Source organism: Paenibacillus sambharensis (assembly GCF_003233845.1).
Taxonomy (GTDB): domain Bacteria; phylum Bacillota; class Bacilli; order Paenibacillales; family Paenibacillaceae; genus Paenibacillus_I; species Paenibacillus_I sambharensis.
The window spans coordinates 81,749-97,204 of the sequence record NZ_QKRB01000057.1 but is presented as its reverse complement, the minus strand read 5'-3'; the positions used below and the strand labels follow the sequence as shown (position 1 = coordinate 97,204).

The following is a 15,456-nucleotide window of genomic DNA, read 5'->3' as shown; positions in this document are numbered from 1 at the left end:
CACCAGCTATCTTGCAGCACTGCCGTTGACGATCGCCATCAATTCTCCCATTGCGTTAAACATCTGGCTGAACAAGTGAGCGAACAGCCCCGTCAAGCCGGGTACTACGAGTGCCAGCAGCAGCAGACCGATCAGGATTTTCAGCGGCATTCCGATTACAAAGACGTTAAACTGCGGCGCCGTCTTGGCCAGAAATCCGAGGCCCACATCCGTTAGAAACAAGGCAACAACCAGCGGTGCGGATATTTGCAGGGCCAGCATAAACGTGATCACCAGCGCTTTGGTAAGGAACTGTGTGATCGTACCGGCTGCCATCTGTGTGAACAATCCGTTGTCGATCGGGATCCAGTCGTAGCTTTGGACAATTCCGTCAAGCAGGAAGTGATGGCCGTTCATTCCGAGGAAGATCAGCACCATGACATAAAACTTGAAGTTACCGGTAATCGGCGCCGATGCACCTGTCATCGGGTCGTACACATTCGCCATCGCCAGTCCCATCTGCAGGTCAATGAAGGCGCCGGCCGTCTGAACCACCGTGAAGAACAAGTAACAAGTGAAGCCAATCAGAAGACCTACCAAGATTTCTCTTCCAACCAGCAGCAGGTAGGTTGCATCTGCAGGCACCGCCGCCTGGCTTGATCCATAGCTGAGATAGACGATTACCGATAAGAAAAATCCCAGCCCCACCTTGAACATAGTCGGAACGCCTCGGGTCGAAAAGACTGGTGCCACGACGAAAAATGATGTTATTCGACAAAAAATTAATAAAAAAATTGGGAATGCCTGCAGAAATGTATTCATCTTTCCACAGCCTATCCGATATATTTATAGAGGTTATTAAATAGGTTGTACGTAAAGTCAACGAGCGTGTTCAAAATCCAGGGACCAAAGATCAGAATGGAGACCAGAACAGCGACAATCTTCGGTACAAATGCCAGTGTCTGCTCCTGGATTTGAGTTGTAGCCTGAAATATACTGACGATCAATCCCACCGCTAGTCCCAATACCAGCATCGGCGCACTGCTCTTCAGCGTAACATACACCGCCTGACCGGCAAGCCCGATTATAAAATCCGCATTCATGATGCCGCCCCTCTCGATAACCTATGGATTAAAACTCAGCAGCAGTGACCGCACAATCAAATACCAGCCGTCTACCAATACGAACAGCAAAATCTTAAACGGCAGTGAAATCATGACTGGCGGAAGCATCATCATACCCATGGCCATCAGCGTGCTGGAAACGACCATATCAATAACCAGGAATGGTATAAAGATCATAAATCCCATCTGAAACGCGGTTTTCAGCTCGCTTATTGCATAAGCCGGAACCAGTACGGTAAGCGGTATCTCCTCATAGCTGCTTGGCTTCTCCATCCGGCTGTACTTCATGAACAGCAGAAGATCCTTCTCTCTCGTATGCGAGAACATGAATTCCTTCATCGGCTTAGCGGCAGCTTCGAGCGCTTCCGTCTGGGTCAGTTCGCCCTTCAGGTATGGCTGAAGTCCTGCCTCATTCACCTGGGAAAGCGTAGGCGCCATGATGAAGAAAGTCAAGAAGAGCGCAAGCCCGATCAGTACCTGATTCGGCGGCATTTGCTGCGTTCCGAGCGAGGTCCGGACAAAGCCGAGAACAATGACAATACGGGTGAAGCTCGTCATTAACACGAGAATAGCTGGTGCGATACTTAGTACTGTAATGAGCAGCAGTATGGAAACCGCCGATGTATTCGGCTCCCCTTCTTCTCCGCCAATTGAGATATCAATGTTCGGGAGAGGCTCCGCATAAGCCTGGTTCATATAAAGCCCTGTCCCTGCAACGAGCAACAGCAGTACAGCTAATAGTAGTTTCTTCTTCATGCATCTCTCGACCGATCTGTATGGTTTGCGTCATTAAGCAGCGTTTCTACCTGCTGCTTATGTTCCGATTGACGCTTCAGCTTATCCTGTAAAATCGTCCGGAAGCTCTCTGCGTCCATCGTTGTCCCCTTCCCCTGTGGCTCCTCCTCACCCGAGCGTCCACGTAAGCGGTTAAGGACCGCCACGAAACCGCTGGCGTTCCAGCCTTCTGACTGCTGGCCTTCCAGCATGCTGATGATCGCTTCGGCCTGCCCTGGATCATCGATCTTGTCAAGAAGCGTCACATTCTCTCCAACCCCAACAACGTAGAGCAAGCCTCCGATATCGACCACCTGCATGGACTTGTTCTGTCCTAGTCCCACTCCGCCCAATGTACGGAGCGACCTGTTTATTCCCATTGCCCGGCTGCGGCCGGAGAGAAACTTGATGAAGAGAACAATCAAACCGATAACGAGAAGGAGAGCGATGATGACCCATACCAAACTTCCGGCAACATTGGTGTCAGGTGCGTATTCGATTCCGCTGTTAAGGTCGGCCAAGTCGTTGCCGTTACTCGCGGCTAATGCCGCAGCCGGGGCAGCGGCCATTGCAATTGCCGCAAGCCCGGCCGTCATCCATTTGGTTGTCCTCATGGCACTAACCGTTAACCCAGTGTCTTCTTAATTGCTTCGATAACACGGTCAGCCTGGAAGGGCTTAACGATAAAGTCTTTAGCGCCTGCCTGGATGGCATCGATAACCATGGCTTGCTGGCCCATAGCGGAGCACATAATAACCTTTGCATTGCCGTCAAGCTTCTTGATTTCCTTCAGCGCTGCAATGCCATCCATCTCCGGCATGGTGATATCCATCGTAACCAGGTCGGGCTTAAGTTCTTTATACTTTTCTACCGCTTGTGCGCCGTCCTGTCCTTCACCGACGACCTCGTAGCCGTTCTTAGTCAAGATGTCCCGGATCATCATTCTCATGAATGCTGCGTCGTCTACGATTAAAATGCGGTTTGCCATCTTTTTTCTTCCTCCCAGAAGTTATTGTAATTTTTGAAGCCGGTCCCATTGACTGACAATATCCGTCACGCGTACGCCGAAGTTCTCATCTATAACGACAACCTCGCCTTTGGCGATCAGTTTGTTGTTAACCAGTATATCTACCGGTTCACCTGCAAGCTTGTCCAGCTCAATGACAGATCCTTGTGAAAGCTCCAGAATCTCTTTGATCTGCTTCTGCGTCCTACCTAATTCTACAGTCACCTTCAGTGGAATGTCGAGCAATAAATTCAGGTTGGAATCATCCGCCTGAACATATGGCGCTCCCTGGAAATTAGCAAATTGCACAGGCTGCACATTCACGTTCCGGCCAGGCATTGAACCAAGCGTCTGCGGCGCGTGTGCATGCATTGGCATGCCGCCCCCGGTATAATCAGGCGCCATTGGCTGAGCATACTGCGGCTGTGGCGGTGCCATCGGCGGCGGTGTATGCTGAGGCGCTTGAGGCGCGTGAGGTGCTTGAGGCTCTGGCGATGCTGTCTGCTGCGGCGCAGGTGCAGCTGCCTGCGGTGCTGGTGCAGCAGCCGGAGCCGGAGCTGGATCCGGGGCTGTTCCGCCCATCAGGGTCGATACAAGCTCCTTCGCGAATGGAACAGGCAGCAGCTGCATAATGGTTGAATCTATCAAATCCCCAATCTTCAGGCGGAATGATATTTTTACAAACACATCCACCGGAGGCAGATTGCTGACGCCTTCTCCACTGGATACGTCAAGGATATCAATACCCGGAGGCGAGATGTTAACGAACCGGTTGAAGATCGTTGACATGGACGTTGCCGAAGAACCCATCATCTGGTTCATCGCTTCCTGAACGGCGCTGACGTGAATCTCGTTCAGCTCTTCAGCCGTCACGTTGCCTTCACCGCCCAGCATCAAATCTGCAATGATCTGAGCATCCAACGTCTTGATAACAAGCGAGTTAATACCCTGAAATCCATCCACATATTCCACATGGACAGCCACATGGGGTCTTGGAAACTCACTGTCCAGATCTTCCCGTCTAATCAGCGAAACCTGAGGTGTCGTGATGTCGACCTTCTTGCCAAGCAGTGTGGACAAGGCTGTCGCCGCACTGCCGAACGTGATATTGCCTATCTCTCCAAGCGCATCCTCTTCCAGCGGATCCAAATACTGATCAGCGGCCAGAGCCTCGCCTTCTCCGGAAGAATCTCCGTCCCCGGAAGATTGCCGCAGCAGCGCATCTATCTCTTCCTGCGACAAATAATCCTTACTCGTCATGATCTTCTTCCACTCCTTCGCTTACAATCTCGTCGACCTGTATGGCTACGCGGTCTCTGATAGTACCCGGGCTGCCGATAAATTTCAGCTTCTCGCCTACTTTAATTTGAAGCCCTTCTTCTACCCGCTTATCCAGCGAGATTACATCTCCTACCGACAGGCTGAGAAACTCCTGAATCGATATGCTGGAGGCGCCAAGCTCAGCGACAATCGGCAGCTTGGCTTTGCTGACCCGATTGCTGAGCATGTCCACTTCTTCCGGTGCACGGCTCTTCTTCTGTGATACGAACCAGTGATGTACGGATAAGCGTGACATAATCGGTTCGATGACGACATGCGGTATACACAGGTTAATCATACCGGTTGTATCACCGATTTTGGTGCTGAGTGATATCAAAGCAATTGTCTCGTTTGGAGAGACAATTTGCATGAACTGCGGGTTCGTCTCCAATGCTTCCAATCTGGGGGAGATATCGACAACCGTTTTCCACGCTTCCTGCAGACTCTCGAATGCCCGGTTAAATATCCGCTCCATGACAATCGTTTCAATTTCCGTAAGTGAGCTGATTTTGGTTGGTGCTACACCTTGTCCTCCCAGCATGCGGTCCAGCATCGCATAGGCTACGTTGGGATGGACCTCAAGCACCATACGGCCTTCAAGCGGATCCGCCTCGAAGATATTCAGAATCGTCATCTTCGGTATCGATCGGATAAACTCATCATAAGGAAGCTGCTCAACCTGCACCACATTAATCTGTACGAAAGTACGCAGCTGGGCTGAGAAATACGTTGTCAGATAACGGGCAAAATTTTCATGTATACGGGTCAGGCTCCGAAGATGGTCTTTCGAGAAACGGACGGCACGTTTGAAATCGTATGCGCGTATCTTCTTCGTGGTCTCTTCTTTCTTGAGTTCCTCCGCATCCATCTCACCGGATGAGAGGGCCGCGAGCAGCGCATCGATCTCATTTTGCGATAACACATCCACCATTTGTCTCACCCCCCTTAAAGAGCTGCAATTACATTCTGCCAATAATATGTTAGATCATTGTTACGATAAAGTTAGTCACTTCAACTTTTGTCACTTTTCCTGCAGAAAGTTCCTTATTGATGGCATTAATCAGCTTGGCGCTCAGTGCATCCTTGCCCTGCGAGCCCTTCAGCTCCTCCGGCATCATGTCTGCAAGCGCGCGGATAATAATCGGCTTGATCTGGATGTCCTTGATCTTGTCGAACTCTTCCTTGGATTTCTTGTCATCCAGCTGGAATGCGAAGCTCATAACAACCAGATAATCCGTATCAAGCAGGTTCGTCTTGATATCCTGAATTTCGGTTGTCATTTCAACCCGTTCGTCAGCGCTGAGCTTTTTGGGTTCAACTTCGTGAACGCTGTGCTCTGCTTGCAGAGCAGGGTCATCCTCACTGTTCATAAACTGGTTGTACAAAAACACTGCTACTACCGCGATCAGAGCAATCGCCAGCAGGATCGTAATCAGCCAAGGCAACATTTTCTTCATGATGATGGCCCCTCCGTTTGCTCGTTCCTGTATACAGCTGCCACCAAGCCAATTCCTCTTAAGTAATTCTGGATTCGTTCCTGCAGCAGTGCCGCAGGCTCTGTGGCCACGAATTTTTTACCAGTCGTCAGCGTGATCAGTGTATCGGGAACTTCTTCAATCAATTCGATCAGAAGTGCGTTAACCATGATCTTCGTACCGTTCAGCCGTGTTACTTCAATCATGAGCTACCTCCTTACAATACCGGGAGGCGGCTGTGCGCCCCCGCGGTTAATGTTCATTAACGCTTAAGATTAACAACTTCCTGCAGCACTTCATCCGATGTCGTAATAATTCTGGAGTTCGCCTGGAAACCGCGCTGTGCAGTGATCATTTCTGTAAATTCGTTTGTCAGGTCAACGTTGGACATCTCCAGCTGTCCGGAGATGATAGCGCCGGTACCTACTTCAATGTCGCCAGCCGCACTCAGTACAACCTCACCATCTGGATGCGCGTTCGGTGTCATGCGGTAGAGGTTGCCGCCGATCTTATCAAGACCGCTTGGGTTCGCTACCTTTACGACAGCAAGCTGGAAGTCAGTAGGTTCACTTGTACCGTCAGCACGAACCGAGATAATCCGTCCGTCCTGAGCGATTGAAAATGCTGTGACATCCTCTTCAAGAATGATAGGCTCGCCGTCGGCACTGAGAACGAACTGGCCATCAGCATTCACCAGCTGCCGGTTGGCATCAAGTGTAAAGTTACCGGCACGTGTCAAGTAAGGAACCTCTTGGTCAGGTGTGGACTTGACCGCGAAGAATCCGTCACCATCGATGCGTACATCCGTCGCAATATTAGTCGTCATGGCACTGCCAGGGGTATGAATCGTATCAATTGCCGAAAGGGTTACGCCAAGGCCGACTTGTTTGGCGTTCACACCGCCTCTTGCTCCCTCTTCCGGTGCAGACACACCCGATACGGTTTGGCTTAGGATATCTTTGAACATTACGCGGCTTGCCTTGAAGCCTACCGTGTTGACGTTGGCAATGTTGTTGCCGATAACGTCAAGCTTTGTCTGGAATGCTCTCATGCCGGATACGCCGGAATACATCGATCTTAACATAGGTTTGTTAGCCCCCTATTTGGAATGTGTTATGGATGGCCGCATCAATCGGTCAGCGGCCCCGGGCCTCCTGTAAGGTCCAGCCCTGATTATGAAAGAACGACGGCGCTGTCAATCTGGGTGAAAATATTACCTTCCAGCGATTTGTGATCCATTGCCGTAACAACTGTTTTGCTGGGAACATTGACGATCATTGCGATGTCCCGGTATAGGACCAGTGAATCCTTGGCACCTTTAGCTTCCGCTTGGCTCAGCATGTCCGCAATCCTGCTCAGCTGCTCAGGCTTTAGATCAATGCCCCGCTGCTTCATCCGCACTTCAGCATGATGACTGAACTTGAGTTCACTCGCATGGAGATAAGTATCAAAGGAGACGGATTTATTATCGGATACCGCCGGCTTGCGAACGCCGATCGGCATACCCTGAGAAGGATACAGATGTCCAATACGAATGGCATCAGACATTGCCGGCATCCTCCTTTGGCTCGGAGATAGACGTCACAAATTCCATTGGAATCTTGGATCCACCACTCTGTGCATACTGGACGCCATCGCTTACTCCGATCGACTCGACAATGCCTTTCTTCGTCATGAGCGTACCATTGGAGTCATATTCGAACCATTCGATCTGTTTGCCGATAAGACTGCTTGCCGTACCAAGGTTTTGGCGCAGCGCCGTCATTTCCTTGGACATGTTCATCAGCTGCTCTACCGAGGAGAACTGTGCCATCTGAGCAATGAAATCCCGGTCCTGCATCGGCTGCATCGGATCCTGATTACGCAGCTGGGTCACAAGAATTTTTAGAAAATCATCCTTGCCAAGTGTTGAGCTCTCGGTACTCGCTTTGCCGGCCGCCTTAATATTGGTTGAATCATAGTAAGGCCACACGTTGCGTGTTGATATAATGCTGTTGCCGCTCGACATGTTGTCGTCACCTCCGTTCATTCCTGGCTTATGCCTTGACGTTGATTGACCTGCCGTAGCCGAGTCCGTTGATGACTGCCTGTTCGACCAGCTCGCCTTCAAAGGCAGTAACAGAATCGTCATGAAGCCCGCCCTGCTTGCCCTTCTGCTGGAATGCCTGGCCGCTTCCTCCGCGCTGCTGAGGATCTTGGAATGCCTGGCCCTGTACAGGGTTATGGGTTACCTCAAGCTTCTCGACCTGAAGGCCTTGTGTTTGAAGCGATGCACGCAGTTGAACCATCTGGCTCTCAATCATATCCCTGGCCATCACATTATCGGTTACGAACTGTGCGGTAAGCTGTCCATTTTGCATCGATATCTTGACATCTACCTGCCCCAAATGTTCGGGCAGCAGTGTTAATCTCGCTTCCGACACGGCATTACCCTTAAGCAAGCCGAACTGCTTGACGAATGTACCGCTAACCGTTTCAGCGAACCGCTGTACTGGTACTTGTTCAGGCACCGGAAGCTTGGCTTGTTCAGTACCAGCGGACTTAGCTGTTTCCTGTACAGCTGAACCAGCGGTCGTTGCCACTGTTGGCACAGCAGGCTGTGCATCCAGATCTGCCACCGAATCAACTCCAGTTACTGCAGCTGAATCACCTGCATCCTGAACGACCGCAGATAAGACGGTAATCGGCACTGGCTGCTGACCAAGACGTCCAAGAATATTGTCTGCTGGTGTCACGGTCTTCGCCGTCTTGATGACCAGCTGCTCGGTAGTCTTCAATTCCAATCCGCTGTTCTTAACAGCCAATACATCTGTCATCACTTGTTCGTCAGCACCAGATGCAGCAGCAGTCGCAGCATCAAGAGTACCGCTAGCTTGAGCCAACTGCTTAACCTGTTCAAGCTTATTGGTCAGCGTCGCAAGCTGCTCTTTCGTCAACGTCTTCAGCTGGCCTTCTTCAACAAGCGCCTTCAATGCCGCAAGCGTATCAGCAAGTCCGGCTTTCATTGTTTCTAGTGCATCAACTGCCGAAGCTTGAGAAGCAGCTGCTGGCGCTGAGACTGCGGCCGCTGATGAATGCTCTGCTTGATCACCAAGAATAAGAGCAGGTGCCTCTGCTGTAAACTGTACCGGAATTACAATTGGAGATAAGGGGAACGACGCGGACAGCAGTTCATTTAATTCCGCTAACTGTTTCTGAAGCTCCTCCAGCTGTCCTTCATCAAGCTCCAGGGACGCCTCGTCACCAAGAAGAGCGAGCAGCTCATCAAGCTGGGCAGCAAGCTTGTCTTCAGCGGTTCCGGCCATCATTCCGGTGAATCCGCCGCTTACAGCTGATACAGCAGCAGCTTGTCCTTCCGCAGTATTCACTCCGGCGGCAGCTTCTGCCGGCTTGCCGACTGTCTGAACCAGCAAGTTTGCAAAACCTTTGCCTGCTTCAGCGCCTCCTGCCTTGGCAGTCTGCTGAACGGGAGCAGCCGTCATTTGACCGATCATCATTTCCATATTGTTGTCACCTCCCTTCGCATGTAATGAAGGCTCAAATCATGGTGTCTATATAATAGAAGGAACTTATTTGCCTGACATCAGCTTGGTCATGAGCTGGGCTGTATATTTCTCGTTAAGCTTGCTCATTTCATCCAAAATATTGGACCTTGCCTGATCATTAACAGCGTTGAGTGCCTGCAGCACCTTGGACGGGCTGACCTCAGCCATCTGAAGCAGCAGCTTGGCAGCACTGGCTGGTGCCATATTGCTGAATGTAGAACTTACCTGTGTCTGATCCAGGAATGAATCTGATACCGTAGTTGACGTCGTCTGCTTTTCCTTCAGCCTTGCTTGCAATGCGGCAATCTGCTTATCCTTGGCTGGCATCGTATCCTTCAGCATGACAGTTGCCTCGGCAGCAACCTTCGGATTCATCTTCTCCATAATGGTAGCCCGGACATCAGGACGCATGGCGTCCATGATCAGCACCATCTCTTCAAGTGTCATGCTCTGCAGAATAGGCGCCGCCTTGCTAGCGGAGATTTGCCCGAACATGTTAGCGAGCCCGGAGATCCTGGCCTGGTATTCCTCATCAGTTTGCTGCTGGGCAGTTCCAGCCTTACCGAGTTCTTCAAGCTTCGCCTGAAGCTCAGCAATGGTTTGCTCCTGGCCCTCAAGATCAGCTGAAAGCTTCGTTACCTCTGCTTCCTTCTCAGCCAGCTTCTTCTCAAGCTCCTTCACCCGGCTGCTATCCGCTGCAGCGGCTTGGGCTTCTGTGTCAGCCTCTTCTACCGGAGCATTAGGATCCTTCGGCGCTTCTGGCAGAACCTTCTCAAGAACGGGAACCTTGTTGCCGATCTCCAGAAATTTATTGCGCAGATCAATATTGAATAATGTCATCAGTACGCCGAGTAGAACGAGTGTAAAAAGGATTGGCGTCAGGAAGAACATAAACCGTTCCATGCCGCTGTAGCCTTTCTCCTTCTCTGTATCAGCCATGTAACTCCCTCCCTTGGCAGCGTTGTCCGGATAACCCTGGTTGCGGCATACCCGTTAGTCCACTCTGTATGCCCGCTTAACGTGCAGGCATGACGTAGCGAACCGTTGCCATTTCGTCCAGCTCGTTTTGCTCCTTCATCTGCATGGCATGCATAAATTTATGCAGCGCCTTCTCCTTGGCCTTCTCCCAAACCTTCTCATCCTTCATCTTGTCAGATAGATTGGTTTGATTAACCTCTACATCTTTTCGTGCATGCTTCACATCATTCGTCTTCCGGTCAATAGAGCCATCCAGATATTCAACATAGCTTTGGATATTTTGCAGCTCCATCAGAGGAATTCCACCGCCTGCAGCCGATTGAAGCCTCTCCATCCATTCCAATCTTTCTTCATTCAATCGTTTTAGGGTGTCTACCTCAGACTGAAGCTTTCCAAGCGCTGACGAAAGCATCCATTCAGCCTGAGTTTTTTCACTGTGTTTCAAATCCACGATTTTTTGGTAAGGATATAGGTAATGCTTCATTCCTGGGCTCAGCCTCCACCAAATTCATTTAACAGCCTTGTCTGTACATCCGATAAACTAATCTTCTCATTCGTCTTCTGCTGCGTGAATGAGCGGATGGTGTCATAGAAGGCGATCGATTGGTCGATTTCCTCATTGGAGCCGCGTTGATATGCTCCGATATTGATTAAATCTTCTGAATCACGGTATACGGCAAGCAGCTTCTTGAGCGTGTTGGCTGCATCCTTCTGCTGCTCGGAAACAATCTCATTCATAACCCGGCTTACGGAAGCCAGCACATCAATCGCAGGGAAGTGGCCCTTGTTGGCCAAGCTCCGGCTGAGTACAATATGCCCGTCCAAAATTCCGCGTACCGCATCAGCAATCGGTTCATTCATATCATCACCGTCTACAAGGACGGTGTAGAATGCTGTGATTGAGCCTGTCGGTCCGGTTCCTGCCCTCTCAAGCAGTTTGGGCAGTGTTGCAAAAACAGATGGTGTATACCCTCTCGTTGCAGGGGGTTCGCCGATTGCTAAGCCTACCTCACGCTGCGCCATGGCAAAACGTGTAACGGAATCCATCATCAGCATCACATTCAAGCCGCGGTCGCGGAAATATTCGGCGATTGTCGTCGCAATAAGAGCACCCTTAATCCTAATTAAGGCTGGCTGATCAGAGGTTGCTACAATGACAACCGAACGCGCCAAGCCTTCGGGACCCAGGTCTTTCTCCACAAACTCAAGCACCTCGCGGCCGCGCTCACCGATCAGCGCGATTACATTCACATCGGCTGATGTGTTGCGGGCGATCATGCCAAGCAGTGTACTCTTGCCTACACCCGAACCTGCAAATATACCGACCCGCTGTCCCCGTCCTACTGTGAGCAGGCCATCGATTGCCTTGACACCGATTCCGAGCGGCTCTGTTACACGCGGCCGGAAGAGCGGATTGCTGGGCGCATTGTGCGTAGAGTAATGAGGCATACGTGTTGGAATGAAGGAGCCGTCAAGCGGCTGGCCCAATCCGTCAAGCACTTTGCCAAGGAGCTCGGAGCCGACCTGAACGGTAAGCGGCTTGCCTGTTCCTACAACATCACAGCCGGGACCAATCGCATGCAGCTCGCCAAGCGGCATTAGAATAACCTTGTTGTCACGAAAACCAACAACCTCTGCCTTCAGCGGCTTGGCCGATTTGGCCGGATAGATATAACATACATCCCCAACACTGGCATCAGGTCCTTCCGATTCAACCGTAAGCCCGATTACCTGTGTAACCTTCCCGTTCACGCGAACGGGATCAAGCTGCCGAAGATGCTCCGTGTACTTACTGCTGTCAAGTCGCGAATTCATGATCATCCGCCTGCCTCTGCTCTTCACTTTGGAGTGCGATCTGTATCAGTTCGCGTTTGATTTCTTCCAGCTGGGTATCGATCCGTGCGTCGATGCTCCCGAATGACGAACGGATAACACAACCATGATCCTTGACTGTGGCATCAGGCACAATCTGCAGCTCAGCCTGAGAATCAATAGCCAGACTCAGCTCTTCTCTGGCTGCTTGTACGAAAGCAAGCTGAGAAGGAGCAACACAGAGGGTAATGACGCCTTGTTCCCTTCTGCGCTGTAGTGACTTGCGTGCCAGCTCGATTGCAATCTCAGGAGAAATTGTCAGCTGCTGGCCGATAATTTTCTCCGCAATCCTGGTGCTAAGCTCAACAAGAAACGGCTCCGCTTCCTGAATGATCTGTTCTTTCAACCGGTAGGCATTCTCGAGCAGGCTTCCAGCCTCAGCAAGCCTTGCCTCCCACAGCTGCTTCACTTCTAGGGCAGCATGGGTCTGGCCTTCCAGGTACCCTTGCTCAAAGCCGGCTTCTCTTGCCGACTCCGTCAACTGCAGATCCTGATCTCTTCGTTCCTGCCACCACTGCTCGATCTGGTCGTTTGCTTCCTGCAGCCTGCGCTCAGCTTCTTCTGCCGCATCTGATACGCGCTGCTCCGCTACAAATTCCGCATCTCTTAAAATCTGTTCCTTTAATGATATCGTCTCTTGATCCGGTACCTGCTGTTCCTCTTCCTCCGCCTCTGCCGTTTCGAACGGCCGGCTTGCATGGTGCTTCGTCCACTCAAGCAGCTTCAGTTCTTCAAGAGATACAACATGCGAGGATTTAATCAAATTAGACAATGATATCATCTCCTCCACCGCGAGCAATGATAATCTCTCCAGACTCCTCGAGTCTGCGGATTGTTGCTACGATGCGGGTCTGTGCTTCCTCGACATCACGCAGCCTTACAGGGCCCATGAACTCCATCTCTTCCTTGAAGGTCTCCGCCATCCGCTTGGACATATTCTGGAAGATCGATTCTCTGACCTCTTCGCTCGCCACCTTGAGTGCAAGCTGCAGATCGGCGTTCTCGATGTCGCGGATAATCCGCTGGATGGAACGATTGTCGATGTTGACGATATCCTCGAATACGAACATCCGCTTCTTGATCTCTTCTGCAAGCTCCGGATCCTGGATTTCCAGGGAGTCGAGGATGGTACGCTCTGTACCTCGGTCGACACCATTCAGAATCTGGACGATGGACTCGATGCCGCCTGCAATTGTGTAATCCTGAGTAACTGTCGATGAGAGCTTCTGCTCAAGCACGCGTTCAACCTGCGATATGACCTCAGGTGAAGTGCTGTCCATAAGCGCTATCCGGCGGGCAACCTCTGCCTGCTTCTCCTGCGGCAGCGATGATAGGATCGCTGACGCCTGGTCGGACTGCAGATAGGATAGAACAAGTGCAATAGTTTGAGCGTTCTCATTCTGAATAAAGTTGAGAATCTGGGTCGGATCCGCTTTTCTGGCAAAATCGAACGGACGCACCTGGAGAGTAGCAGTCAGCCTGTTGATAACCTCCAGTGCTTTTCCCTCACCAAGCGCCTGTTCAAGGATTTGCTTGGCATATTGAATGCCGCCCTGTGAAATGTATTCCTGAGCCATACAGATTTGGTGGAACTCGGACAGTATGGCTTCCTTTTCACCGCTATCTACCTTGCGTACGTTCGCGATTTCGAGCGTAAGCTGCTCGATTTCCTCCTCGCGCAGATGCTTGAATATTTGTGCAGATACTTCAGGACCAAGGGTGATCAGCAAGATAGCCGCCTTCTGCCGTCCCGTCAACCCCTGGAAACTTGCTGCTTTTGCCAATTGATTCACCCCTATTCATCCACTAGCCATGTACGAAGGAGATTGACGAATTCATCCGGCTTCTTGTTCGCAAGCTGTTCAAGCTGCTTGCGTACTTGGCTCTCCGTTGTAACCTGATCGAGATCGATCGTCGGAAGCTCGACTCTCGACGGCTGAATCATCTCTTCTTCTGCTTCTAGCTCTTCTGCACGCTTGCGCTTGCGGAGAATGAAGAACACCGCACCGCCTGCCAGCGCCAGCACCGCCGCCGCTATACCAATCACCCAAGCCAGCGGAATGCCGCCTGAATTGGCAGAATCAGCCGCACCTACGAATGGCTGTGTTATAATGGAAACTTTACGCTGCATAACCGTATCATCATCCACATTCTGACCGGACTCACGCAGCTGCGCACGTACCAGCTCCGTTAAATAAGAAGTCACAATGCCGCGGTTGTCTTCGGACATGACCCCCTCCTGTACACCGATCCCGATGGACAGATCCTTCAAAACATAAGGTGATGAAACGATATCATTCTGAATCCGGCTTACTTCGTAGTTCGTCGTACGGGAATTACTCTCCGCCGATGATCCGTCTGTTCCTTCATTAGCCTGGTAACCCGGTACATCCGTTTCGCCTGTACCCGCTACACCACCGTCAGCAGACCCGCCAGTACTTGTGCTGTTCTGCGTTTGTTCACTAATAATAATTCCATTATTGTTGTTGTTTTCCAGTGGTTGGACAAGATTCTGCCTCGATGTCTTCTGATCGAAGTTCATCGTAGTCGATACGCTGATCACAATGTTTTCTTGGCCAAGAATGGTTCCAAGAAACTGCTGAATGTTGCGCTTCAGATCGGATTCATACTTTTGCTGTACCTGAAACTGAGCATCTACTGCAGAGGAAGCCAGTGCTGGACCGCCTGTGATTTTGGAGGAAGCAATCAGCTCTCCCTGTTGACTTGAGATGGTAATATCCTCTACCGCCAGGTTAGGAACCGCTGTTTTCACCAAGTTGTAGTAACCATCAATCTGTTCCTGTGTCGGTCTAAAGCCCGGTTTGAATGTCATCATGATCGAGGCCGATGCATTCTCCTGCTCCTCAGGATTCAGGAACACGGTTTCCTTAGGCAGATTGATCAGCACATTCGATTTTTGAACGCCTGTCATGTCGTTAAGAAGCTGCTGAATTTCTCCATTCAACGCATTCTTGTACCGCACACCGAATTCATTATCGGTCATCCCGAACTGCGACGAGCCTTGACTGAACTCTTCAAAACCGATGGATCCATTCTGCACCATGCCCTGCGAGCCCACATTTACCTTGACCCGGTTCGCGTCAGCAGCCGGAACCGAAATACTGCTCCCATCAGGCCCCAGCTGATAAGGAATTCCGCTTCCATCCAAATACTCCATTATAGCGGCCGCATCTGCCGCGTCCAATCCCTTGAAAGCCAGCTCATATTCTGTCCTCGAAAACATATAGGTCAGAAGGATAATCGCAAGGATCAGGCCGCCTAACGTCGCACCCAGCATTATCTTTTGCTTCTTGCTAAACTGCTGCCAATACTGAGAGACACGTTCTCGATATTGGGCCCATTTCTCGTTCACAATTCCACCT

At 51.0% G+C, this 15,456-nt stretch carries 19 protein-coding genes; all 19 read right to left on the bottom strand.

Annotated features, from left to right (window positions below):
- Window positions 1-6: 6 nt before the first annotated feature.
- Window positions 7-801 (bottom strand): flagellar biosynthetic protein FliR, encoded by a 795-nt coding sequence (gene fliR / locus DNH61_RS22105; protein ID WP_111149008.1) that lies wholly within the window; start codon window positions 799-801, stop codon window positions 7-9.
- 11 nt (window positions 802-812) lie between these two features.
- Complete coding sequence (gene fliQ / locus DNH61_RS22100; RefSeq protein WP_111149007.1) at window positions 813-1,082, bottom strand: flagellar biosynthesis protein FliQ; 270 nt, start codon at window positions 1,080-1,082, stop codon at window positions 813-815.
- A 21-nt stretch (window positions 1,083-1,103) separates the two neighbouring features.
- Window positions 1,104-1,859: a flagellar type III secretion system pore protein FliP gene (gene fliP, locus DNH61_RS22095; RefSeq protein ID WP_111149006.1), complete on the bottom strand. Its 756-nt coding sequence runs from the start codon at window positions 1,857-1,859 to the stop codon at window positions 1,104-1,106.
- Entirely contained in the window at window positions 1,856-2,491 is a 636-nt protein-coding gene (locus tag DNH61_RS22090; protein WP_111149005.1) for a flagellar biosynthetic protein FliO, read from the bottom strand. The genes fliP and DNH61_RS22090 overlap by 4 nt, the downstream gene beginning before the upstream one ends.
- A gap of 11 nt (window positions 2,492-2,502) precedes the next feature.
- The gene (locus DNH61_RS22085) at window positions 2,503-2,865 is read right to left on the bottom strand and encodes a response regulator (protein WP_111149004.1); all 363 of its coding nucleotides are present in this window, start codon (window positions 2,863-2,865) and stop codon (window positions 2,503-2,505) included.
- A 21-nt stretch (window positions 2,866-2,886) separates the two neighbouring features.
- Window positions 2,887-4,143: a flagellar motor switch phosphatase FliY gene (fliY, locus tag DNH61_RS22080; protein ID WP_111149003.1), complete on the bottom strand. Its 1,257-nt coding sequence runs from the start codon at window positions 4,141-4,143 to the stop codon at window positions 2,887-2,889.
- Window positions 4,133-5,134 (bottom strand): flagellar motor switch protein FliM, encoded by a 1,002-nt coding sequence (gene fliM / locus DNH61_RS22075; RefSeq protein WP_111149002.1) that lies wholly within the window; start codon window positions 5,132-5,134, stop codon window positions 4,133-4,135. Before fliM ends, fliY begins: the two co-directional genes overlap by 11 nt.
- Before the next feature lie 49 nt (window positions 5,135-5,183).
- Window positions 5,184-5,660, bottom strand: coding sequence for a flagellar basal body-associated FliL family protein (locus DNH61_RS22070; protein ID WP_111149001.1), 477 nt, complete (start codon window positions 5,658-5,660; stop codon window positions 5,184-5,186).
- Window positions 5,657-5,884: a flagellar FlbD family protein gene (locus DNH61_RS22065; RefSeq protein WP_111149000.1), complete on the bottom strand. Its 228-nt coding sequence runs from the start codon at window positions 5,882-5,884 to the stop codon at window positions 5,657-5,659. Before DNH61_RS22065 ends, DNH61_RS22070 begins: the two co-directional genes overlap by 4 nt.
- Before the next feature lie 56 nt (window positions 5,885-5,940).
- Window positions 5,941-6,762, bottom strand: a complete 822-nt coding sequence (gene flgG / locus DNH61_RS22060; protein WP_111148999.1) for a flagellar basal body rod protein FlgG — start codon at window positions 6,760-6,762, stop codon at window positions 5,941-5,943.
- Between the two features lie 89 nt (window positions 6,763-6,851).
- Complete coding sequence (locus DNH61_RS22055; protein WP_111148998.1) at window positions 6,852-7,226, bottom strand: TIGR02530 family flagellar biosynthesis protein; 375 nt, start codon at window positions 7,224-7,226, stop codon at window positions 6,852-6,854.
- Window positions 7,219-7,686, bottom strand: coding sequence for a flagellar hook assembly protein FlgD (gene flgD, locus DNH61_RS22050; RefSeq protein ID WP_220036958.1), 468 nt, complete (start codon window positions 7,684-7,686; stop codon window positions 7,219-7,221). The genes DNH61_RS22055 and flgD overlap by 8 nt, the downstream gene beginning before the upstream one ends.
- 28 nt (window positions 7,687-7,714) lie before the next feature.
- Entirely contained in the window at window positions 7,715-9,181 is a 1,467-nt protein-coding gene (locus DNH61_RS22045) for a flagellar hook-length control protein FliK (protein ID WP_111148996.1), read from the bottom strand.
- 66 nt (window positions 9,182-9,247) lie between these two features.
- A complete protein-coding gene (locus tag DNH61_RS22040; RefSeq protein ID WP_111148995.1) occupies window positions 9,248-10,162 on the bottom strand; it encodes a MotE family protein in 915 nt (304 codons plus the stop codon).
- Between the two features lie 76 nt (window positions 10,163-10,238).
- On the bottom strand, window positions 10,239-10,685 hold the full coding sequence (gene fliJ / locus DNH61_RS22035; RefSeq protein ID WP_111148994.1) for a flagellar export protein FliJ: 447 nt from the start codon (window positions 10,683-10,685) through the stop codon (window positions 10,239-10,241).
- Window positions 10,686-10,693: 8 nt separating this feature from the next.
- Window positions 10,694-12,016 carry a flagellar protein export ATPase FliI gene (gene fliI, locus DNH61_RS22030; RefSeq protein WP_111149379.1) on the bottom strand — a complete coding sequence of 441 codons (1,323 nt, stop codon included), beginning with the start codon at window positions 12,014-12,016 and terminating at the stop codon, window positions 10,694-10,696.
- Window positions 12,000-12,845 (bottom strand): FliH/SctL family protein, encoded by an 846-nt coding sequence (locus DNH61_RS22025; RefSeq protein WP_111148993.1) that lies wholly within the window; start codon window positions 12,843-12,845, stop codon window positions 12,000-12,002. The genes fliI and DNH61_RS22025 overlap by 17 nt, the downstream gene beginning before the upstream one ends.
- On the bottom strand, window positions 12,838-13,857 hold the full coding sequence (gene fliG, locus DNH61_RS22020; RefSeq protein WP_111148992.1) for a flagellar motor switch protein FliG: 1,020 nt from the start codon (window positions 13,855-13,857) through the stop codon (window positions 12,838-12,840). Before fliG ends, DNH61_RS22025 begins: the two co-directional genes overlap by 8 nt.
- 11 nt (window positions 13,858-13,868) lie before the next feature.
- Window positions 13,869-15,446, bottom strand: a complete 1,578-nt coding sequence (gene fliF / locus DNH61_RS22015) for a flagellar basal-body MS-ring/collar protein FliF (protein WP_111148991.1) — start codon at window positions 15,444-15,446, stop codon at window positions 13,869-13,871.
- Window positions 15,447-15,456 lie beyond the last annotated feature (10 nt).